General features: G+C 64.5%; 21 protein-coding genes. 18 read left to right on the plus strand and 3 right to left on the minus strand.

The window, feature by feature from the left end; translation table 11 throughout:
• The 3 genes from ACN9MU_RS22090 to htpG all read right to left on the minus strand — a co-directional run bounded on the left by ACN9MU_RS22090 (position 1) and on the right by htpG (position 4261).
• Positions 1-1008, minus strand: a complete 1008-nt coding sequence (locus tag ACN9MU_RS22090; RefSeq protein WP_426162573.1) for an ABC transporter substrate-binding protein — start codon at positions 1006-1008, stop codon at positions 1-3.
• Positions 1001-2197 carry an ATP-binding protein gene (locus tag ACN9MU_RS22095; RefSeq protein ID WP_426162574.1) on the minus strand — a complete coding sequence of 399 codons (1197 nt, stop codon included), beginning with the start codon at positions 2195-2197 and terminating at the stop codon, positions 1001-1003. The genes ACN9MU_RS22090 and ACN9MU_RS22095 overlap by 8 nt, the downstream gene beginning before the upstream one ends.
• Positions 2198-2350: 153 nt before the next feature.
• The gene (htpG, locus tag ACN9MU_RS22100; RefSeq protein ID WP_426336118.1) at positions 2351-4261 is read right to left on the minus strand and encodes a molecular chaperone HtpG; all 1911 of its coding nucleotides are present in this window, start codon (positions 4259-4261) and stop codon (positions 2351-2353) included.
• Positions 4262-4418: 157 nt separating this feature from the next.
• On the opposite strand from htpG, the gene ACN9MU_RS22105 reads away from it, so the two are divergent.
• From ACN9MU_RS22105 to ACN9MU_RS22190, 18 genes are all read left to right on the plus strand, one after another.
• Positions 4419-6080: a sensor histidine kinase gene (locus ACN9MU_RS22105; RefSeq protein WP_426162578.1), complete on the plus strand. Its 1662-nt coding sequence runs from the start codon at positions 4419-4421 to the stop codon at positions 6078-6080.
• Between the two features lie 7 nt (positions 6081-6087).
• Positions 6088-6777, plus strand: a complete 690-nt coding sequence (locus ACN9MU_RS22110) for a response regulator (protein ID WP_426162580.1) — start codon at positions 6088-6090, stop codon at positions 6775-6777.
• A 458-nt stretch (positions 6778-7235) separates the two neighbouring features.
• Positions 7236-7409 carry a Flp family type IVb pilin gene (locus ACN9MU_RS22115; protein WP_426162581.1) on the plus strand — a complete coding sequence of 58 codons (174 nt, stop codon included), beginning with the start codon at positions 7236-7238 and terminating at the stop codon, positions 7407-7409.
• A 69-nt stretch (positions 7410-7478) separates the two neighbouring features.
• On the plus strand, positions 7479-7655 hold the full coding sequence (locus tag ACN9MU_RS22120) for a Flp family type IVb pilin (protein ID WP_426162582.1): 177 nt from the start codon (positions 7479-7481) through the stop codon (positions 7653-7655).
• The gene (locus tag ACN9MU_RS22125; protein WP_426162584.1) at positions 7652-8704 is read left to right on the plus strand and encodes a phosphatase PAP2 family protein; all 1053 of its coding nucleotides are present in this window, start codon (positions 7652-7654) and stop codon (positions 8702-8704) included. The genes ACN9MU_RS22120 and ACN9MU_RS22125 overlap by 4 nt, the downstream gene beginning before the upstream one ends.
• A complete protein-coding gene (locus tag ACN9MU_RS22130; RefSeq protein ID WP_426318578.1) occupies positions 8701-9288 on the plus strand; it encodes an A24 family peptidase in 588 nt (195 codons plus the stop codon). Before ACN9MU_RS22125 ends, ACN9MU_RS22130 begins: the two co-directional genes overlap by 4 nt.
• Complete coding sequence (locus ACN9MU_RS22135) at positions 9285-9902, plus strand: methyltransferase family protein (RefSeq protein ID WP_426318579.1); 618 nt, start codon at positions 9285-9287, stop codon at positions 9900-9902. Before ACN9MU_RS22130 ends, ACN9MU_RS22135 begins: the two co-directional genes overlap by 4 nt.
• A 12-nt stretch (positions 9903-9914) precedes the next feature.
• The gene (locus tag ACN9MU_RS22140) at positions 9915-11231 is read left to right on the plus strand and encodes an ATP-binding protein (protein ID WP_426162587.1); all 1317 of its coding nucleotides are present in this window, start codon (positions 9915-9917) and stop codon (positions 11229-11231) included.
• Positions 11232-11255: 24 nt separating this feature from the next.
• Positions 11256-12107, plus strand: a complete 852-nt coding sequence (cpaB, locus tag ACN9MU_RS22145) for a Flp pilus assembly protein CpaB (RefSeq protein WP_426162588.1) — start codon at positions 11256-11258, stop codon at positions 12105-12107.
• Between the two features lie 13 nt (positions 12108-12120).
• Positions 12121-13695, plus strand: coding sequence for a type II and III secretion system protein family protein (locus tag ACN9MU_RS22150; RefSeq protein WP_426318580.1), 1575 nt, complete (start codon positions 12121-12123; stop codon positions 13693-13695).
• Positions 13696-13704: 9 nt separating this feature from the next.
• A complete protein-coding gene (locus tag ACN9MU_RS22155) occupies positions 13705-13980 on the plus strand; it encodes a hypothetical protein (RefSeq protein WP_426162590.1) in 276 nt (91 codons plus the stop codon).
• A 9-nt stretch (positions 13981-13989) separates the two neighbouring features.
• The gene (locus ACN9MU_RS22160) at positions 13990-15537 is read left to right on the plus strand and encodes a pilus assembly protein TadG-related protein (RefSeq protein ID WP_426318581.1); all 1548 of its coding nucleotides are present in this window, start codon (positions 13990-13992) and stop codon (positions 15535-15537) included.
• Between the two features lie 5 nt (positions 15538-15542).
• A complete protein-coding gene (locus ACN9MU_RS22165) occupies positions 15543-16001 on the plus strand; it encodes a TadE/TadG family type IV pilus assembly protein (protein WP_426162592.1) in 459 nt (152 codons plus the stop codon).
• 7 nt (positions 16002-16008) lie between these two features.
• Positions 16009-16545, plus strand: a complete 537-nt coding sequence (locus tag ACN9MU_RS22170) for a TadE/TadG family type IV pilus assembly protein (RefSeq protein ID WP_426162593.1) — start codon at positions 16009-16011, stop codon at positions 16543-16545.
• An 8-nt stretch (positions 16546-16553) separates the two neighbouring features.
• Positions 16554-17714, plus strand: a complete 1161-nt coding sequence (locus ACN9MU_RS22175; RefSeq protein WP_426343465.1) for an AAA family ATPase — start codon at positions 16554-16556, stop codon at positions 17712-17714.
• A gap of 29 nt (positions 17715-17743) precedes the next feature.
• Positions 17744-19114 (plus strand): CpaF family protein, encoded by a 1371-nt coding sequence (locus ACN9MU_RS22180; RefSeq protein ID WP_426162596.1) that lies wholly within the window; start codon positions 17744-17746, stop codon positions 19112-19114.
• Positions 19115-19117: 3 nt separating this feature from the next.
• Positions 19118-20095: a type II secretion system F family protein gene (locus ACN9MU_RS22185; RefSeq protein ID WP_426162597.1), complete on the plus strand. Its 978-nt coding sequence runs from the start codon at positions 19118-19120 to the stop codon at positions 20093-20095.
• Between the two features lie 12 nt (positions 20096-20107).
• Entirely contained in the window at positions 20108-21067 is a 960-nt protein-coding gene (locus ACN9MU_RS22190) for a type II secretion system F family protein (RefSeq protein ID WP_426162598.1), read from the plus strand.
• The last annotated feature ends 5 nt before the right edge of the window (positions 21068-21072 follow it).

Here is a 21072-nt window from a genome sequence, read left to right on the forward strand (position 1 = left end):
TTAGTGGATGACGGTAACGGCAGTCGGCCGCACCTCGCCCAATCCTTCCAGGTACACGTTGTCGAGGAAATTCGGCACTTCGCGCGAGTTGGCCAGGCGGTTGCGGATGGCCCAGCGGGCGCGGTCCTCAAAGGCCAGCAAAAGCGACTGGTCCAGCTCCAGGCCGAAGTGGTAAGTCGGCCAGGCCGCCACCACTTCATCGCGATTCAGCTTGGCGGTTGCCGGCAGCAGGGGCTGCGCCTCCCGCGGCGACTTTTCGCACCAGGCCGAGCCCTGCTCGATGGCCTGCAACAGGCGCGGGACGACGTCCGCCCGCTCGCCGGTAAAGCGCTGCAGCGAAACCAGGTTGTAGATGCTCTCGTACGCCTGCTCGCCGGAAAAGCTCACCGCCGTATCGCCGAGCTGCTTGCGCATGGCCCCGAGGAAGGGTTCCCAGCCGGCCACCGCGTCGACATCGCCGCGCTGCAGCGCCTGGCCCAGTTCTTCCGGCTTGTAGTTGACCATGGTGACTTCGCTGCCATCCATGCGTTGCCAGTTCAGGAAAACGTCCAGCGTAAACTGGCCCGAGGTTCCCTGCGTGACGCCGATGCGCTTGCCCTTCAGGCTGGCCGGGGTCAGCACGCCGTGGTCGCGGCGGCCGATGATGCCGTGGTCCTTGCCGGTGCGGAAAAACGTCGCCAGCACCTTGACCGGCACACCGTCCATGGCGGCAAACACGATCGGGATATCGGCCACGGTGCCGACATCGGCCTTGCCGTCGACCACCGCCTGCATCGATGCCTTGCCGCTCGAATAAGGCAGCACCTTGACCTGCAAGCCCTGTTCGGTGAAATAGCCGCGTTGCTGGGCGGCCACCACGGCACAGGTGCCGACATATTCGGTGTTGGCCGCGATCACCAGCGACTGCGCCGGCCGCGCCGGCTGCCGCTGCTGCTGCCACAGCCAGGCCACGCCCAGCGCCAGCACGATGAACAACACGGCAAGGACCTGCATGGTTCGGCTACGCATGTTGCACCTGTTGGGTAGTTTCCGGCGCCAGCGGCAGTTCCACCCAGAAGGTGCTGCCCTGGCCCGGCTGGCTCTCGACGCCGATGGCGCCTTGCATGGCCTCGACCACGCGCCGGGTGAGCGCAAGGCCAAGGCCGCTGCCCTCCTCCTCCTCGTCGCGGCCGAGGCGGTGGAAAGGCTGGAAGATGTGCTGCACCTGCTCCGGCTCCAGGCCAGGGCCGGTGTCGCTGACGGAAATGCGCAGGCGGCTGCCTTCCGCTGCGGTGCAGGCCACGGCAACGCGGCCCTGGTCGTGGTTGTACTTGATGGCGTTGGACAGCAGGTTGATCAGCACCTGCACCAGGCGCGTGCGATCGGCGCGCAGGCGCTTCTCCGGCACTTCGCCGAAACCGAGGCTGATGTCGCGCTTGGCGGCCAGCGGCGTCACCATCATGCGGCATTCCTGCAGGACGGTCGGCAGGTCCACGGCTTCCATCGCCAGCGGCACCTTGCCCGCTTCGATGCGCGCCAGGTCGAGAATTTCGTTGACCAGCTTGAGCAGGTGCTGGCCTGACTGCACGATATTGCGCGCAAAGCGCTGCTTCTCTAGCTGGGTGGCCGGCAGCTTGTCGGCCGCCAGGATTTGCGCGAAGCCGAGGATGCCGTTGAGCGGGGTGCGCAGCTCGTGGCTCATGTTCGACAGGAAGCGCGACTTTTCAGCATTGGCATGCTCGGCGGCAGTGCGCGCCTGCTCCAGGCGGTGATTGGCTTCCGCCAGTTCCATCACGTTCTGGCGTAGCTGGCGTTCCAGCTCGGCGTTGGCCAGCCGCAGGGCGCGCGTGGCCTGGGCCCGCGCCAGCACCGGCAGCAAGGAAGACGCCTTGAAAGGCTTGACGATGTAATCGAGGGCGCCGCCCTGCATCGCGCGCACGGCGGTGGCAATGCTGCCCTCCCCGGTCATGATGATGCAGGCCAGGTCCGGGTCGTGCTGCAGGGCTTCCTTGACCAGGCCGATGCCGTCCATCCCCGGCATGTTCAGGTCCGACAGCATCAGATCGAAAGACTGGTTGCGCAAGAGCTCCAGCGCTGACTCGGCGCTGGAACAGCCTTCGGCGTCAAACTGGTACTGGCGCAATACGTCGCACAACGCCACGGTGTGGACGCTCTGGTCGTCAACGATGAGAATGCGCTGCTTGCGAACTTCCGTCATGCAATCCTCGCGAAGGCGGGCTTGCTTTGATTATGCCGGTTGACAAGGAGGTAAAGTCTCACCAAATCTAACTAGCATATAAATCCTTGCGGCTTTGGCGCCACAGTTGGGCCAGCACCCACTGTGGCGCGCAAGAGGCACTTCTCCGCCAGCTTACTTCGACAGCAGCATTTCGTTCATGCGCTTGACGAAGGAGGCCGGGTCGGCCAGCGACCCGCCTTCGGCCAGCAAGGCCTGGTCGAACAGGATGTGGGCCCAGTCCTTGAACTTCTCGCCGCTTGCGTCTTCATACTTCAGGCGCGTCACCAGCGGGTGCTGCGGGTTGATTTCCAGGATAGGCTTGGATTCCGGCGCGGACTGGCCGGCTGCCTTCAGCATGCGCAGCAGGTTGCCCGACAGTTCGTGCTCGTCGGCCACCAGGCAGGCTGGCGAATCGGTCAGGCGGAAAGTGACGCGCACTTCCTTGGCCTTGTCGGCCAGCGCTTCCTTCATCTTGCCGACCAGTTCCTGGTACTGGGTTTCGGTCTCGGCGTGTTCCTTCTTCTCCGCCTCGTCTTCCAGCTTGCCCAGGTCCAGGCCGCCCTTGGCCACGGAATGCAGTTCCTTGCCTTCGAAGTCGTTCAGGAAGGACAGCATCCATTCGTCGACGCGGTCGGTCAGCAGCAGCACTTCAACACCCTTCTTGCGGAAGATTTCCAGGTGCGGCGAGTTCTTGGCGGCGGCGTAGCTGTCGGCGGTGACGTAGAAGATCTTGTCCTGGCCTTCCTTCATGCGGCCGACGTAGGCTTCCAGCGATACGTCCTGCACATCGCTGTCGTTGTGGGTCGAGGCAAAGCGCAGCAGCTTGGCCAGGCGTTCCTTGTTGGCGAAGTCTTCGCCGATACCCTCTTTCAGCACCTGGCCGAATTCGGTCCAGAAGGTGGTGTACTTGTCCTTCTTTTCCTGCTCGTCGGCGTTGGCCAGTTCTTCCAGCATGCCCAGCACGCGCTTGGTCGAGCCTTCGCGGATCGCTTTCACGTCGCGCGATTCCTGCAGGATTTCACGCGATACGTTCAGCGGCAGGTCGGCCGAGTCGATCACGCCTTTCACGAAGCGCAGGTAGGTCGGCATCAGCTGCTCGGCGTCGTCCATGATGAACACGCGCTTGACGTACAGCTTGATGCCGCCGCGCTTGTTGCGGTCCCACAGGTCGAAGGGAGCCTTGGCCGGGATGTACAGTAGCTGGGTGTATTCGCTGCGGCCTTCTACGCGGTTGTGGGTGTAGGCCAGCGGCGCGCCGAAGTCGTGCGACACGTGCTTGTAGAACTCTTCGTACTGTTCCTGCGTGATCTCGCTCTTGGAGCGGGCCCACAGGGCGCTGGCCTGGTTGATGGTTTCCAGCTCGTCCTTCAGCACGGTTTCCTTCTTCTCCTCGTCCCACTCTTCCTTCTGCATCTGGATCGGCAGCGAGATGTGGTCGGAGTACTTGCGGATGATGGACTTCAGTTTCCAGCTCGACAACAGTTCATCCTCTCCTTCGCGCAGGTGCAGGATGATGTCGGTGCCGCGGCCGGCCTTTTCGATCTGCTCGATCGAGTAATCGCCCTCGCCCGCCGATTCCCAGCGCACGCCTTCTTCCGCCGCCAGCCCGGCGCGGCGCGATTCGACGGTGATCTTGTCGGCCACGATGAAGCCGGAGTAGAAGCCGACGCCGAACTGGCCGATCAGGGCCGCGTCCTTCTGCTGGTCGCCGGACAGCTTGCCGAAGAATTCCTTGGTGCCCGACTTGGCGATGGTGCCGAGGTGGGAAATCGCCTCGTCGCGGCTCATGCCGATGCCGTTGTCGGAAATGGTGATGGTGCGCGCTGCCTTGTCGAAGCTGACGCGGATCTTCAGTTCGTGGTCGTTGCCGTACAGTGCATCGTTGTTGATCGCTTCAAAACGCAGCTTGTCGGCCGCATCGGAGGCATTCGAGACCAGCTCGCGCAAGAAGATTTCCTTGTTCGAATACAGCGAGTGGATCATCAGCTGCAGAAGCTGTTTGACTTCTGCCTGGAACCCCATGGTTTGCTTGTTTTCTGCCATTTTTACCTCAATAGTCTTATACGGAACTTCGGAATCGCCCACATGGGGCCGTTTGCGCCGATTTCAAGCCCCTGGCAACGTTTCAAAAATACAACCTTGTTGTGGACAACGACAAGTGGTTCTCTTAGCATGGTAACAACGACGCGCCGGAGACACCGTGATCAACGAAGGCCTGCTGCATGCGACCCTGCCGAAGGACACTTCGGACGCTTCCATGGTGCGCTGGATGCGCCTGGTCCTGGCCGTAGCCTGCCTGTTTACCCTCCTGGTCGAGCCGTCCGGCCGTGCCGACCCCTTGTCGCTGGGCGTCTTCCTGGCCTACCTGCTGCAAAGCGTAACCCTGCTCTTGCTGGCCAACCGCTCGATCCTGGTGCGCAGCAAGCTGGTGTACTGGCTTGACGTAGGCTGGTTCACGCTGATGGTCTACGTTACCGGCGGCGATGCCAGTTTTTACTTCCTGCTGTTTTTCTTCGCCATCCTGACCTCGGCCTTCAGCCACGGCTTCGAGGAAGGTGCCCGCATCACCATGGCCGCCTCGCTGGCCTTTGCGCTGACCTCCCTGTACACCCACAGCCAGGCTGAAATGGCGGTGGTGATGCTGCGCGCCACCTTCCTGCTGGCCCTGGGCTACATGATCGCGCACTGGGGCGGCATGGCGATGATCCAGCGCCAGCGCATGGCCTTGCTGCATGCGGTGAGCCAGATGTCCAATCCGCGCTTCGGGGTCGACCGCACCATCAGTTCCGTGCTGGAGCAGACGCGCCAGTTCTACGGCGCCCATAGCTGCATCCTGCTGATGCACGACAACGGCGCGGCAAGCTGGACCTTGCGCGCGGCCAGTTCGGCCAATGCCGGGCGTCCGATCCATGCCAGCAACCTGGCGCCGGACGCCGCTGCGCCATTGCTGGTATGCGGTGAAGACGCCATCCTGCTGATGCGCCAGCCGCGCGGTCCCTGGCTGCGGCGCCGGCTGCAAATCAAGAGCTATGACAGCGCACACCAGCGCTGGGTAGAAGAAGACGCCGAGGCCGGCGAAACCCTGGCCGAATTGCTCGACGCGCTGTCGCTGATCGCGGTGCCGCTGCCGCTGCGGCGCGGTTCCGGGCGCCTGATCGTGGTGTCGCAGCGCCACCACTTCCACAAGTCGGACGCGCTGTTCCTGTTGCAGATCGCGGCCCAGGCCTTCCCCGTGATCGAGAATATCGAACTGCTGGACCGCATGGCATCGGAAGCGGTGTTGCGTGAGCGTGAGCGTATCGCCCGCGACTTGCATGACACCACGATCCAGCCTTATATCGGCCTGCGCCACGGCGTATCGGGCATCCGCCTGAAGGCCGACCCCGGCAATCCGCTGGTGCCCGACCTGGACAACCTGCTCGACGTCACTTCGCAAGTGGTGCGCGACTTGCGCAACTACGCCAAGAGCCTGCGCGGCGGGCTGGAAATGAAGGAACCGGAATTGCTCATTGCCCTGCGCCGCCAGGCCGCGCAGCTGCGCCAGTTCTACGACGTCCACATCAATGTCGACACCAAGGGTGAATTGCACATGAGCGACCGCCTGGCGGCCGAAGTGTTCCAGATCGTCAACGAGGGCATGAGCAATATCTGCAAGCATACGACGGCGCGCAACGGCTATATCGAACTGGCATGCACCGCTGGCCAGCTGACTGTGCGCATCGAGAATGAATGTTCGGGCCAGCCGGTGCTAGACTTTACACCGAGCTCAATCGCTGAACGCGCCGCCGCGCTGGGCGGCGAAGCGCGCGTGCAGCGCGGCCGCCAGAACAACACTGCGGTACAGATTGTGATTCCGGTGTGAGGTGAGTATGGGGCAAGCCGACAAACGAATCCGCATCATGCTGGTCGATGACCACAAGACCCTGCTATGGGGCCTGGGCAAGCTGATCGAAAGCGAAGCGCTGAACATGCTGGTGGTCGGCACCGCGCGCGACTGCGACAGCGCGCTGGCCATGGCGCCCGAAGTGCTGCCCGACGTGATCCTGCTGGACATCGACCTGGGCGGCACCTGTTCGCTGGACATCATGCCGCGCCTGCTGGCCGGCTGCAACGGCGCGCGCGTGCTGGTGCTGTCGGGCACGCGCGACCGCGAGTTGCTCGATCGCGCCGTGATGCTGGGCGCACGCGGCGTGGTCAGCAAGGACGAGCCGGCCGAGGTGGTCCTGAAAGCCATCGAGAAAGTCCACGGCGGCGAGCTGTGGCTCGATGGCATCATGCTCAGCCGCGTGTTCGAAGCCATGCGCAATCCGCAATCGACACGACGGCAAGATCCCGAACTGGACAAGATCGCCCAGCTCACTGCCAAGGAAAGACGCATTTGCAGCTTAATCGCAACAGGTGGTGGTGCGGTTAACAAGGCTTTGGCGCAACAGTTGTTTATTTCCGAGCACACTTTGCGCAACCATTTGACCGCCATCTACCACAAGCTGGGCGTGTCAAACCGCCTGGACCTTTACGTGTTTGCCACCAAGCACAGGCTCGACCAGGCCGACCTGTAGCGCCTCCTCGCCCCCCGCCCACTACCGGCAGGGGTGCCGAAAATATTTCCTCCAATATATCTTCGTTGAACCGGGACAAATGTCCCGATTCCTGCTGGAAAAAAAGGACTTCTGTCACGCATAGAAAAGGACAGATGTTTGATGGAAGTCAAAACGCATGCGCCTAAAGTGAACTCATCAGCACGGCAGACATGTCGGCTGAGACTAGAACCAGGCAAGGCCAACACAACCATGTCCGGAGTACAGAATGCGTAACCGACTCATGCCGCCACGAATCGCAAGCTTCATCGCCGAGGAAGACGGCCGGGCCTTTTACGAATATGTGCTTGTAGCCTCACTGACAGTTGTCGTCGGCATCATTGTGCTTCTAGCGCTTGGAAAAGGCAGGTGAAGCGGGCTTGTTCCGTGAAGCTGCAAACACTTTGGTGCAGTTATTAAACGTCCTGAAAGGAATCATCATGAAAGCCATCCAAAAATTCATCCGCGACGAACAAGGCGTGACCGCAATCGAATACGGCCTGATCGCTGCCCTGATCGCTGTCGTGATCATCGCTGCCGTCAAGCTGATCGGCACCCAACTGGATAAGACCTTCGACAAGATCGGCACGGCGCTGACCACCGCCAACGGCTAAATCTTGCGCCTGCGTCCGGCCAGGCATTCCCCCGCCTCGCCGGACGACTTTCTTACCTGGAGGTCGATCGTGAAAGAACAATTCCTACGCTTCCTCCGCAACGACACAGGCGTCTCGGCAATCGAGTACGCATTGCTGGCCGGCTTGATCGCAGTGGTCATCGTCGTCAGCGTCGGCAAGGCCGGCACCCAGCTCCTCGCATTGTTCACCTTCGTCAAATCACAAGTCCTGTTGGCCACATCATGAGCGCTGTCCTTACCCCACGCATCGCGACCCGCCCCAGCCTGCCACGCGCCCTGCTGCGCGAGCACGGCCTGCTGCTTGCCATCGTCGGCGTGGAGCTGGCGGCCGCCCTCGCGCTGTGCGCCGCCTACCCGGCCAAATACCGCCACAACCTGCAGCTGGAAGGCTATCTCGCGACCCTGGCGATGGGCCTGGTGTTTGCACTGTGCGGCTATACGATCTACGTCATGATCTTCAAGCGCCCCGAGCACCTGGTGCGCTACCTGAAACAACACCTGGCCGCCTACCTGACGCGCGAACGCCTGCTGTTTTCGGCGCCGGTGCTGGCCATGTTCCCCCTGTTTGCCGCCAGCTTCACCGTGCTGAAAGCCGCCGTGCCGCTGGTGCAGCCCTATGCCTGGGATGCCCGCATGGCCGCCGCCGACGCCTGGCTGCATGGCGGCGTGCAGCCCTGGCAGCTGCTGCAGCCCGTCTTCGGCCACCCGCTGATGACCGCCATCCTGAATTTCAATTACCACCTGTGGTTCTTCATCGTACTGTCCACCGTGTACTGGCTGGCCTTCAACCTGGAACGCCGCCAGCTGCGCATGCAATTCATGCTGAGCTTTGTGCTGAGCTGGGCGCTGCTGGGCAATGTGATGGCCATGCTGTTCTCTTCCGTCGGCCCTTGCTACTACCACTTTGCTGTGGCGGACGCCGATCCCTTCGCCGGCCTGATGCATTACCTGCGCGATGCCGACAAGGTGATCCCCGTAATGGCCCTGCAGGTGCAGGACACGCTGTGGCAAGACTACGCGCAGCATAGCGGCACCAACGCCCTCAGCATTTCCGCCATGCCCAGCATGCACGTGGCCAGTTCCGTGCTGCTGGCCCTGCTCGGCTGGCGCCTGAACCGCGCCGCCGGCATCGCCCTTACCGCGTTTGCCGTGCTGATCCAGGTCGGCTCGGTACACCTGGGCTGGCATTACGCGATCGACGGCTACGCCGGTGCGCTGGGCGCCTGGCTGATCTGGACCCTGTGCGGCAAGCTGGTGCAAAGGAGCGCGCCATGAGCTTCGATACTCGCGCCCTGCTGCCGATCGTGCTGCTGGCCTGCCTGCTGGCATGGGCCGTGGCCAGCGATGTGCGCAGCCGCCGCATCCCGAACAAGCTGGTGGTGCTGGGCTTGCTGGCCGGGCTCACGCTGCAAGCGACCGTGACGCCGGGCGCCGGCCTGTTCAGCGAACCGTTCGGTGCGCTGGGCCTGCTGAAAGCCAGTGCCGGCATGGTGCTCGGCCTGGTGCTGCTGTTGCCGATGTATGCGCTGGGCGCGATGGGCGCCGGCGACGTCAAGCTGATGGCGATGCTGGGCGCCTTCCTGGGGCCGCTCGACATCCTGGGCGCCGGCCTGTCCAGCGTGCTGGCCGGCGGCGTGCTGGCCCTGCTGGTGGCCCTGTTCCAGGGCAGCCTGCGCAAGGTCAGCGGCAATGTCAAGGTGATGGTGCTGGGCAGCGTGCTGCGCGGCATGTCCGGCGGCAGCGCCCGCATCGATGCCCCGCTGGCTGCCACCGGCCAGTTGCCCTATGCCGTGGCCATCGCCGCCGGCACCGTGAGTTACCTGTTGCTGACCCGTTACTTCGGCTGGAGCCTGCTATGAACGCCACCCCCATCCTCGCCTCGCGCACCGTCAGCGTGCTGGCCACGGCCGCACTGGCCAGCGTCTGGCTGCTGTTCTCGGTGGCCCACGCGCGCGCCTTCAATGCCACCGGCGACTGGGCCTACCTGCTGTTCGTGGCCTCGGAAACCCTGGTGGCGGCGCTGTTCATGCTGCGCTCGGAGCCGGCTGCCGTGTCGCACTCCCCGCTGGACTGGGCGCTGGCCATCGCCTCCACCGGCGCCCCCTTCTTCTTCGCGCCAAGCGGCGAAGGCCTGCTGCCCGCGGCGCGCGCCCTGATCGTGGCCGGCGTGCTGCTGCAGATCTGCGGCCTGCTGTCGCTGAATCGCAGCTTCGGCCTGGTGGCCGCGCGGCGCCAGATCAAGACTACCGGACTGTACCGCTGGATCCGCCATCCGCTGTATGCCAGCTACCTGCTCAGCTATGTGGGCTATGTCCTGTCGAACAGCAGCCTCGGCAATGCCGTCACCTGCCTGCTTGCCTCCATGCTGCTGCTGGCCCGCCTGGTGCGCGAAGAACGCTTCCTGTCGCGCGACAGCGAGTATCTGTTGTACATGCGCCGCGTCAAGTACCGCATCCTGCCAATGGTGTTTTGAGAGAGGTCCGCCATGCCTGCCGATTTTGAAGAACCAAGCAAGCGCCCCTGGGCTGACGACCCGCTGCGCGTTCCCGCACCGCGCACGGTGGAAGAAACCGGGCTGCCCTTCCTGCTGCTGGTGGAGCTGGCCAGCAAGGTGCTGTACCAGCGCGGCCAGGTCAAGCTCAACGAGCTGGCCGCCCACCTGAAGCTGCCGCCATCGGTGCTGGACCCGGTGCTGGGCTTCATGCGCACGGAAAAGCTGATGGAGATGATGCGCCGCGGCGTCAGCAACACCGATGCCGACATCGTCTACAACCTGACCGATACGGGCCGCGCCCGCGCCGCCGAATTCGTGCGCCGCGACGCCTATGCCGGCGCTGCCCCCGTAACCTTTAGCGATTATGCCGAACGCGTGCGCGCCCATAGCGTGGCGCAGATGCACGTCAAGCGCGAGCACATCCGCAAAACGTTCGATGGCATTGTCGCCAGCCCTGCAGTGCTTGACCAGTTGGGCGCGGCCATGAACAGTGGCCGCGCCATCTTTATCCATGGTCCGGCCGGCAGCGGAAAAACCTACCTGGCAGAGCGCCTGAACGGCCTGCTGCAAGGGCAGATCGCCGTGCCGCATGCGCTGCTGGTCGACGGCGACATCATCCCTGTCTATGACCCGGTGCTGCATACCATTATTGAGGACACGCCGCCGCCGGGCATGCTGTTCGACCGCCGCACCCCGCGCGACCAGCGCTGGGTGCGCAGCCAGCGACCCGCCGTGATCACCGGCGGCGAGCTGACCCTGGAAGCGCTGGACTTGCGCTTCGATCCGGCCACCCGGCTGTACCAGGCGCCGCCGCACCTGAAGGCCAACGGCGGCATCTTCATCATCGACGACCTGGGGCGCCAGCGCTGCTCGCCGGTGGAACTGATGAACCGCTGGATCGTGCCGATGGACCGCCAGGTCGACTACCTGTCGCTGCAGAACGGCTACAAGTTCCCGGTGCCGTTCGACGTGGTGGTGATCTTTTCCTCCAATATGCCGCCCGATGCGCTTGCCGACGGTTCCTTCCTGCGCCGCCTGGGCTACAAGATCCATGTCGGCCCGCAGACGCCGGAACAGTACGAGACCGTGTTCCGCCAGGTGTGCCAACGCTATTCGGTGCCGTTCGAGGCCGAGACTTTCGCCTGGCTGATGCGCCAGCACCACACGCACGAACGGCCGCTGATGGCCTGTTACCCGCGCGACCTGGTTTCGCAATTGCGCGACCTGGCCGCCTATGAAGGACGCCTGCCCACGCTGGACATCGCCTCGCTTGAGTGGGCCTGGAATAACTATTTTGCCGCGGTTTGAAGCCAAGGACGCAAGGGGATAATCATGAGGAACACACGAGCAATGATCATGATGGTGGTAGCCATCGCCCTGGCCTTCGTGGCCGTTGTGGTGGCAGCGCGCTGGATCAACGCGCAGGCCAGCGGCACCACGGCCAAGGTGGCCGTGGCGCAGGTGGACATCAGCCTGGGCGCACGCATCACGCCCGACATGGTGCGCCTGGTCGACTGGCCGGCATCGGTGCAGCCGCCGGGCGCCATCAAGGACGACAAGGCGCTGGAGTCGCGCGTCACCCGCACCAGCATCATGCGCGGCGAGCCGATCCTGGAAGCCAAGCTGGCGCCGCCCGGCACCCAGGGCGGGCTGTCGGCGGTGGTGGCCGAGGGCAAGCGCGCCATGACCGTGCGGGTCAACGACGTGGTGGGCGTGGCCGGCTTCGCCCTGCCCGGCAATTACGTCGACATCCTGGTCAACACCCAGGAAGAAGGCCAGCGCACCCAGACCAAGGACCCGACCATTTCCAAGATCGTGCTGGAGCGCATCCTGGTGCTGGCGGTGGCGCAGGAATCCTCGCGCGACGAGACCAAGCCGAAAGTGGTGAATGCGGTGACGCTGGAGCTGACCCCGGAACAGGTGGAAAAACTCGACCTGGCACGCAGCGTAGGCAGCCTGTCGCTGGTGCTGCGCAACCAGGTCGACCCGAATCCCGCGCTGACCACCGGCGCCACCAAGACCACCCTGCTGGGCGCCGCAACACCCGCGCCGGCACCGAAAGCGGCGCCCGTCGCCGCCCCGGCACCGAAGCCCGTGCCGGTGCGCAAAGTGGCCACCGTGCCGCCACCGGGCGTGCATGTGGAAATGATCAAAGGCCTGGACCGCAGCAGCCAACAATTCTGATACGGAGCTACTCATGAAAAGGATAAGCACCGCTGTACCGAGCATCCTGGGCGCCCTGTTGGCCCTGCCCGCCCTGCCCACGCCTGCCGCCGCCCAGGTGGGCGCCGAAGCAGCCGTCGTGGCGCAGCAGCCCAAAATGAAGGCCAAGGGCGGCGCCATGCCCGGCAAGAAGGCGGAAGCCGCGCTGCCGGCTGCGCTGCCGGAAGGCCGCACCGAACTGGCGCCGGCCATGCAGCTGGCCGAAGGCAAGTCCAGCATCGTGCGCCTGCAGCATCCTGCAGCACGGGTGGCGGTGGGCGACGCCCGCGTGGCCGACGTGATCCTGCTCAATCCGCGCGAAGTATACATGCTGGGCCGCACCGTCGGCACCACCAACCTGATCGTGTGGCAGAAGACCGGCGACACCGTGATTGCCGACCTGACCGTCAGCGCCGACACGGCCACCCTGCAGGCGGGCATCGACAAGCTGACCGGCCAGGCCGGCATGGTCAAGGTGACCGCGGCCGCCGACTCCCTCATGCTGAGCGGCACCGTACCGGACGTGGTGATGGCCGAGCATGTGCTGCAGATGGCCAACGCCTTCGTCACGCGCCAGCGCCCGACCAGCAGCGGCGGCCCGGGCAGCGGCGCCTCGGCGCCGGCCGGCGCCAGCACGCAGGCCATCGCGCCAGTCGAAGGCAGCCTGTCGCTCAAGATCATCAATATGCTGACCGTCGCCGCGCCGCAGCAGGTGATGCTGGAAGTGAAGGTGGCCGAAGTGTCCAAGACCCTGGTCGACCAGCTGGGCGCCAGCATCGGTCTCAATCACACCATCGGCAACTGGACCTATACCCTGCTGTCCAACCTGTTGAGCGGCAACCCTTCGCTGGCCAATGCCTTCAAGAGCACCAACGGCAACTCCTTCACCATCGATGCGCAAAAGCGCGACGGGCTGGTGAAGATGCTGGCCGAGCCGAACCTGATGGCCATCAGCGGCCAGGAAGCCAGCTTCCTGGCCGGCGGCAAGATCTTCATCCCGGTGGCCTCCACCCCGGACGGCGGCGGCTTTACCCGCATCACGCTGGAAGAGAAGGAATTCGGCGTGGCGGTGCGCTTCACCCCGACCGTGCTGGGTGACGGCCGCATCAACCTGAAGGTGGCGCCCGAAGTCTCGGAATTGAACAAGGAAGGCGTGGGCATTTCGGCGGCCGGCGTCAACGGCACCGCCATCCTGCCTTCGTTCACCACGCGGCGCGCCGCCACCACGGTGCAGCTGTTCGACGGCCAGAGCTTCGCCATCGGCGGCTTGATCAAGAACAACTCGACCAACAACATCAAGGCCGTGCCGGGCCTGGGCGAAATCCCGGTGCTGGGCGCCCTGTTCCGTTCCAACGATTTCCAGACCGACCGCACCGAGCTGGTGTTCGTCATCACGCCGCGCCTGGTCAAGCCGCTGCCGCCCGACCTGGCCAATGCCCTGCCCACCTCCAACGTGACCGATCCGAGCCGCGCCCAGCGCATCTTCACCGGCCAGATGGAAGGCACCCCGCCGCAAGACAAAACCCAGAAGCAGCCTGGCAAGCAAGCCGGCGGTTTCGACCTGAACTAGGAGGCCAGCATGAAATCGTCATTCCTGCGCTGCACCGGCACTGCCCTGCTGCCTTTGAGCCTGGCGGCCTGCATGTCGACCACGCCCTACGTCGACCAGCACCTGGGCGAAGCCGCCACCGACCTGCGCCAGGCGCAGATCATGAACCCCGCCGCCGAGCGCAACATGGCGGTGCCCCTGGGGCTGGACGGCCCGGCCGCCAAGGCCGGCTACGACCAGTACGTGAAATCGTTCAAGGCGCCGGAAAAGAACGCCAATTCCTTCCTGATCGGCGTCGGCCGCTAGGAGACAGCCATGGTCCAGCGCATTCCCAAGCACCACCAGCAGCGCGGCGCCGTGGCCGTGATGACTGGCCTGCTGCTGATGCTCGTCCTGATCCCCGTGGCAGGCCTGGTGCTGGACCTTGGCCACTTATACATCGTCAAGACCGAGCTGCAGAACCTGGCCGATGCCTCGGCCCTGGCTGCCGGCAAGGACCTCGACAACTCGGACGCGGGCCTGAACAAGGCCGTCGCTTCCGGCAAGGCGCTGGCGCTGAAGAACCGCTACAACTTCGGCAGCACGCTGACGCTGCAGGACGCCAACTTCCGCTTTGCCGCCAGTCCGGACGGCCCCTGGTACACCCTGGCGCAAAGCCTGGGCAACGCCACCGGTCGCACGTTCGTGGAGGTCGACACCCGGGATGGCGGCAACGGCGGCACTGCGCAGTCGATCAATACCTGGCTGATGCGCATTGCCGGCGACAACAGCACCTCGACCTACGGCTGGGCGGTGGCGGGGCGCTACGTCAACACCGTCACCCCGGTCGGCGTCTGCGCCATCGACCCGACCCGCCGCACGGCCAACTACAGCTACGGCAGCTTCACTGAAATCGTCGAATACGGCTTCCGCCGCGGCATGTCGTACAACGTGTTCGAACTGGGCTCCCTGGGCGGCGCCGCCTCCGACCCGTACCAGATCAACCCGGTCAATTCGCCGCCCAACGCCTGCGTCTCGTCCAACTCGTCGACCAATGTCACCGCCCCCTTCATCTGCGTCGGCAACAGCGCCGTGGTGCCGACCGGGGTGGGCCAGGTCTACACCAATACCGGCGTGTCGGGGACGCTGGAAAAAGCGTTCAACTCGCGCTTCAACGATTATTCCGGCGGCTCGCAGTGCGACCCGGCCACCGCGCCGCCCGACATCAACGTCAAGGAATACCTGCCCGGCTCCGGCGAAGCACCGGCTGGATGGCAAGACGCCGGCAGCACCAACCTGCCCAGCCAGCAATCGGTCACGACCGACGGCACCCCGCAGCTGCCGAAGTACACGCTGCCCTTTGAGGCCACCACCAATATCTGGCCCAGCACGCCCAGCACCCGCGTCCCGACGCAGGCCAGCTATGCGGAACACGGCGTGCTGTGGTCCTACACGCCGGCGGTCCAGTCCGACGGTACGACGGCCGTTACGCCAGCCGAGGCCAATGGCACCAGCGCAACCAGCAAGATGTACGGCACGGGCGCCACCACCAACTATATCGACCCCGCCAATTACCCGACCACGGTCGGCGCCGGCTTCACCTCGCAGTTTGCGGCGCCGTATAACCAGGCCAGCGGCCCGACCTTCCTGGCCCCGGCCGGCCGCACCGGCGTCGAGAACCGCCGCATCCTGAACATCGTGCTGATCGACTGCCGCACCCCGCCGGTGGGCAGCGGCGCCTGCGGCGTCATGAACGTGGTCGGCATCGGCAAGTTCTTCATGCAGAAGAAGGCCGACCTCAGCGGCTCGCCGAAGAAACTGAACGTGGAATTCACCGGCCTGGTAGAACCAGTGCCCTCGTCCGAAGTCAAACTGTACAAGTGATCACCATGCGCCTTCCACCATTACGCAAGCAATCCGGCGCCGCCCTGGTCGAATTCGGGCTGGTGGCCAGCATCCTGTTCCTGCTGCTGGCAGGGGTGTGGGAGTTCGGCCGCGCCTTCGCCTATTACGATGCGCTCAGCAAGGGTACCCGCGACGGCGCCCGCTACATGAGCGTGGCGAAAAAAGCCAACATCAACTCGAGCGCCGTCGGCACTGCCAAGAGCATCGTGGTGGCCGCCGCCAACGCGGCCAAGGTACCCGGCTTCGCCAGCAGCAACGTGGTGGTCACTTGCCTGGATGCCTCCTACAACGACAGCTCCTGCATTGACGGCACCGCGCCCGGCGGCGTACGCGTCGAGATCACCGGCTACGCTGTCAACATCGGCCAGACCATTCCGCTGATCGGCAATGCGGTGCGCACCATCAACCTGACCCCGCGCACCACCATGCGCTACATGCAGTGAGGATGCCATGAAGAACCGGGCCTGCCGTCCCAGCCTGAAGCGCCAGAGCGGCGCCGCGATCGTGGAATTTGCCATCATCGGCGGCCTGCTGCTGGCCTTCATCTATGCCATCTTCGAGTTCGGCCGCATGATGTTCGTCTACAACACCATGCAGGAAATCAGCCGCCGCGGCGCACGCGAGGCAGCCGTGCGCTGGATGAGCGATGCCGACCAGACCGACATCAGGAAGTATGCGGTGTTCGGTGCCACGAGGCTCCCTGGCAGCATGGAAATCACTGATGAAAATGTCAAAATCCGCTACCTGCAGGCAAATGGCGTCGATCCGGTCATCAACCCGCCAGCGGATGCGGGCGACAATATGGCCGCCTGCAACGATGTGCTGCGCACTGCATCTTGTGTCATGTACGTCGAAGTCAAAGTCAAGGATGTCGTATTTACCCCGCTGATTTTCAAGCCCGGATCGGTCACCGTTTCCAAGCCGGCCAACACCATGCCGGAAGCCACCACTGTCGTCTACGCCGAAAGCCTCGGCTTCACCAACTGAGCGATGCCATGAAGATCACCGCCATCTCCAGCAACGATAAGCAACTGTTCGAAATCGCCCGCATCCTGCGCGAGCGCAGCCCGACCGACCAGGTCGACGTGCTGCCAGGCCTGCTCGACAAGCTGCCGCGCTTTGACGGCATGGCACCCGACCTGCTGCTGGTGGCGCAGCCGCTGCTGAACGGCGAGGACATGGACCGCCTCGAAACGCTCAGCGTGCAACACCCCGACATGGCCATCATCGTGGCCTGCACCCAGCAGACGCCCGACTTCCTGATGCAGGCCATGCGCGCCGGCGTGCGAGAAGTGCTGCCCGCGCCGATCGACGGCGCCGCGCTGCAGGCGGCGGTGCGCCGGCTGGACGAAAAGCGCAATTTCAGCGCCCGTTCGCTGGGCAAGGTGCTGGCGTTCATCTCCTGCAAGGGCGGCAGCGGGGCCACCTTCCTGGCCGCCAACCTCGGCTACGCCCTGGCTGCCGCCGAAGGCAAGAAAGTAGCGCTGTTCGACCTCAACCTGCAGTTCGGCGACGCCTCGCTGTTCGTCTCCGACCAGCGCCCGGCCGCCAGCGTGGCCAGCGTGGCGCAGCAGATGCACCGCCTGGATGCCACCCTGCTGTTCTCCAGCATGGTGCAGGTGACGCCGAACTTCCACGTGCTGGCGGCGCCGGAAGACCCGACCCAGGCCAATGACGTGCATCCCGAGCATATCGACGCCCTGCTGCGGCTGGCGCGCCAGCATTACGATTTCGTCCTGCTCGACATCGGGCGCAGCCTGGACGCCGTCTCGGTGCGCGCCCTCGACCAGGCCGACATGATCTTCCCCATCCTGCAGGCCACGCTGCCGTATGTCCGCGACGGCAAGCGGCTGCTGCAGGTATTCCGTTCGCTTGACTATCGGAAGGACAAAATCCACCTGATCGTCAACCGCCATTCGAACAACGGCGACATCCGCCTGCGCGATTGCGAGCAAGCCTACGGCATGGAAATGTTCCGCACCATCCCGAACCACTACGAAGCTGCCGCCGCCTCGGTCAACCAGGGCGTGCCGATCCTGCAGCTGCAGCGCGCCAGCCCGATTTCCAAGGCTTTGCAGGACCTGGCGCGTACCCTGGCCGGCGACAGCAGTACCGAGTCGCGCGGCTGGCTGTCCCGAATCCTCCAGCGCGCATAGCGCCCCCAGACCAGCCCATGGAGCCGATCATGCAGATCCCAGCCCAGAACCTCCGCAATCGCCTTGGCGCCGCGCCAGCCAACGGCAACGTCGCCGCCCTGCGCACTTCCGAGGCAATCGACAACCGCGCCTACCAGCAGCTCAAGCACCGCATCCACCAGACCCTGCTCGACCGGGTCGACCTGGAGAGCATGCAGCGCCTGACCCAGGACCAGATCCGCGACGAGCTGAAGATCCTGGTCGAGCGCCTGCTCGAAGAGAACATGGTGGTGATCAACGACAGCGAGCGGCGCAACCTGACGCGCGACATCCAGTACGAGGTGCTGGGCTTCGGGCCGCTGGAGCCGCTGCTGGCCGACCCCAATGTGTCCGACATCCTGGTCAACGGGGCGCGCCAGGTGTACGTGGAGCGCAAAGGCTGCCTGGAACTGACTTCGGTCACCTTCAACGATGATGCGCACCTGATGAAGATCATCGACAAGATCGTGTCGCGCGTGGGACGCCGCATCGACGAATCGAGCCCGATGGTCGACGCCCGCCTGCCGGACGGTTCGCGCGTCAACGCCATCATCCCGCCGCTGGCCATCGACGGCCCGGTGCTCTCGATCCGCCGCTTCTCGGCCGATCCGCTGGGCATGGCGGAGCTGATCAGCTTCAACTCGATGACCGAGGCCATGGCCACCATCCTGCAGGCGCTGGGCAAGAGCAAGGTGAACATCCTGATCTCGGGCGGCACCGGCTCCGGCAAGACCACCATGCTGAACGCCATTTCCGGCTATATCAGCCACAGCGAGCGCATCGTGACCATCGAAGATGCGGCCGAACTGCAGCTGCAGCAGCCGCATATCGTGCGCCTGGAAACGCGTCCGCCGAACATTGAGAACAAGGGCGAGGTAACGCAGCGCGCCCTGGTGCGCAATGCGCTGCGCATGCGCCCCGACCGCATCATCCTGGGCGAGGTGCGCGGCGCCGAAGCGCTGGACATGCTGCAGGCCATGAATACCGGCCATGAAGGCTCGATGGCCACCATCCACGCCAACACGCCGCGCGATGCGCTGACCCGGCTGGAAAACATGATCAGCATGGGCGCCGCCGGCCTGCCGGTGAAGGCCATGCGCCAACAGATCTCTTCCGCCATCGGCGTGGTGGTGCAGGTGGCGCGCCTGACCGACGGCAAGCGCAAGCTGATGTCGATCCAGGAAATCACCGGCATGGAAGGCGAAATGATCACCATGCAGGAGATCTTCTGCTTCAAGCAGACCAGCGTCGGCACCGACGGCTCGGTGCAAGGCTACTTCAGCGCCACCGGCGTGCGGCCGCGCTTCGGCGAACGGCTGCGCACCTTCGGCGTCACCCTGGCCGACGACATGTTCGACCCCACCGTGCAAAAGAGGATGTAAGCCATGGACTACCTCTATTACGCCACCGGCATCCTGGTCTTCCTGGCCGTGGTGCTGCTGATCGAAGGCATGTACCTGACCTGGAATTCGGCCAAGGGGCCGGAAGCGGAACGGGTGGCGCGCCGCTTGCGCATGATGTCGGCCGGCGCCCATGCCGGCGGCGAAAGCGCTTCCATGATCAAAAAGCGCCTGCTCAGCGAAAGCCCGGTATTCCAGCGCCTGCTGCTGCAGATGCCGCGCGTCAGCCAGCTGGACCGCCTGCTGGAGCAGTCGGGCATGTCGTGGACGGTGTCGGACCTGATCGTGCTGTCGCTGATCTGCCCCGTGCTGGTAGGCGGCGCGGCACTGTTCCTGCGGGTGCCGCTGCTGCTAGTGCTGCCGCTGATGCTGGTCTCGCTCAGCTTCCCCCTGCTGCTGGTGCTGCGCGCCAAGGGCAAGCGGCTGGCCAAGGTGGACCAGCAACTGCCCGACGCGCTGGACCTGATCGGCCGAGCCCTTCGCGCCGGCCATGCCTTCCCGACCGCCATGAAGATGGTGGGCGACGAAATGAACGCGCCGATCGCCGACGAATTCAAGGCAACCTTCGACGAGGTCAATTTCGGCATCTCGATGAACGATGCGCTGATGAACCTGGCCACGCGCGTGCCCAGTACCGACCTGCGCTACTTCGTCATCGCCGTGATGATCCAGCGCGAGACGGGCGGCAACCTGGCCGAACTGCTCGACAACATCAGCAGGATCGTGCGCGAGCGCATCAAGCTGCTGGGCCAGATCCGCGTGCTGTCGGCCGAGGGCAAGATGTCGGCCTGGGTGCTCGGCCTGCTGCCCTTTGCCGCGGCTGGGATGATCCAGCTGACCAATCCCAGCTTCCTGGCCGTGCTGTACACCGACCCGGCCGGGCGCAAGATGGTTGCTGGCGCGATCACCATGATGATCGTTGGTGTCTTCGCGATGCGCAAGATTATCCGGATTCGTGTTTAGCGGGAGATTGACATGAGCGTCCTTCAAATGGCCTTCCTGGCCCTGGTGTTCCTGCTGGTGTTCGGCACCGCCTACGTGGTCATGCTGAGTTTCAGCGCCAACCCCGTGCACGGGCGGCTGCAGCAGGTGAGCGAGCTGCCCGGCAAATCGCGGCGGCGCGAACGCATCAACCCCAACCTGCTGGCGCGCATTGCGGCCTGGCTGGCGCCGGTGGCCAAGCTGTCCGGCGGCGAAACCGAAGAATGGGAGAAGTCGACGCTGCGCCTGCGCTTCATGAATGCGGGGCTGCGCCATGCTTCCATGGGGCCGCTGTACTTCGCCGCCAAGACGGCGCTGGCGATCATGCTGCCGCTGGCGCTCTATGCTTCGCTCGTGCTGTCCGGTTCAAAGCTGTCCGGCAATGGCCTGATGTTCTGGCTGCTGCTGGCGGCGGGCCTCGGCTACTACCTGCCGAACTTCCTGCTGCGCTGGGCCATCAGCCGCCGCCAGCTCGAAATCTTCGAATCCTTCCCCGATGCGCTGGACCTGATGACCGTGTGCGTGGAAGCGGGCCTGGCGATGGATGCCGCGCTACTGCGGGTGGCCGACGAAATCGGCATCAAGAGCCCGATCCTGGCCGATGAACTGCACCTGGTGACGCTGGAGCTGCGCGCCGGCCTGTCCAAGGAGCGCGCCCTGCGCAACCTGGCGCTGCGCACCGGCGTCGAGGATGTCGATGCGCTGGTGGCTATGCTGATCCAGGCCGAACGCTTCGGCACCAGCATCGCCGATTCGCTGCGCGTGCAGTCGGAACAACTGCGCACCCGCCGTCGCCAGCGCGCCGAAGAAGCTGCTGCAAAGATTGCCCTGAAACTGCTGTTCCCGTTGATCTTCTTCATCTTCCCATCGCTGCTGGTGGTGTTGATGGGGCCTGCGTTTATCTCGATTTACCGCGTCCTGCTGCCCACCATGGGCGGCGCCGACGCCGGCTAGAAAGG

The organism is Pseudoduganella sp. R-32 (assembly GCF_049913245.1).
In the GTDB taxonomy this organism is placed as follows: domain Bacteria; phylum Pseudomonadota; class Gammaproteobacteria; order Burkholderiales; family Burkholderiaceae_D; genus Rugamonas.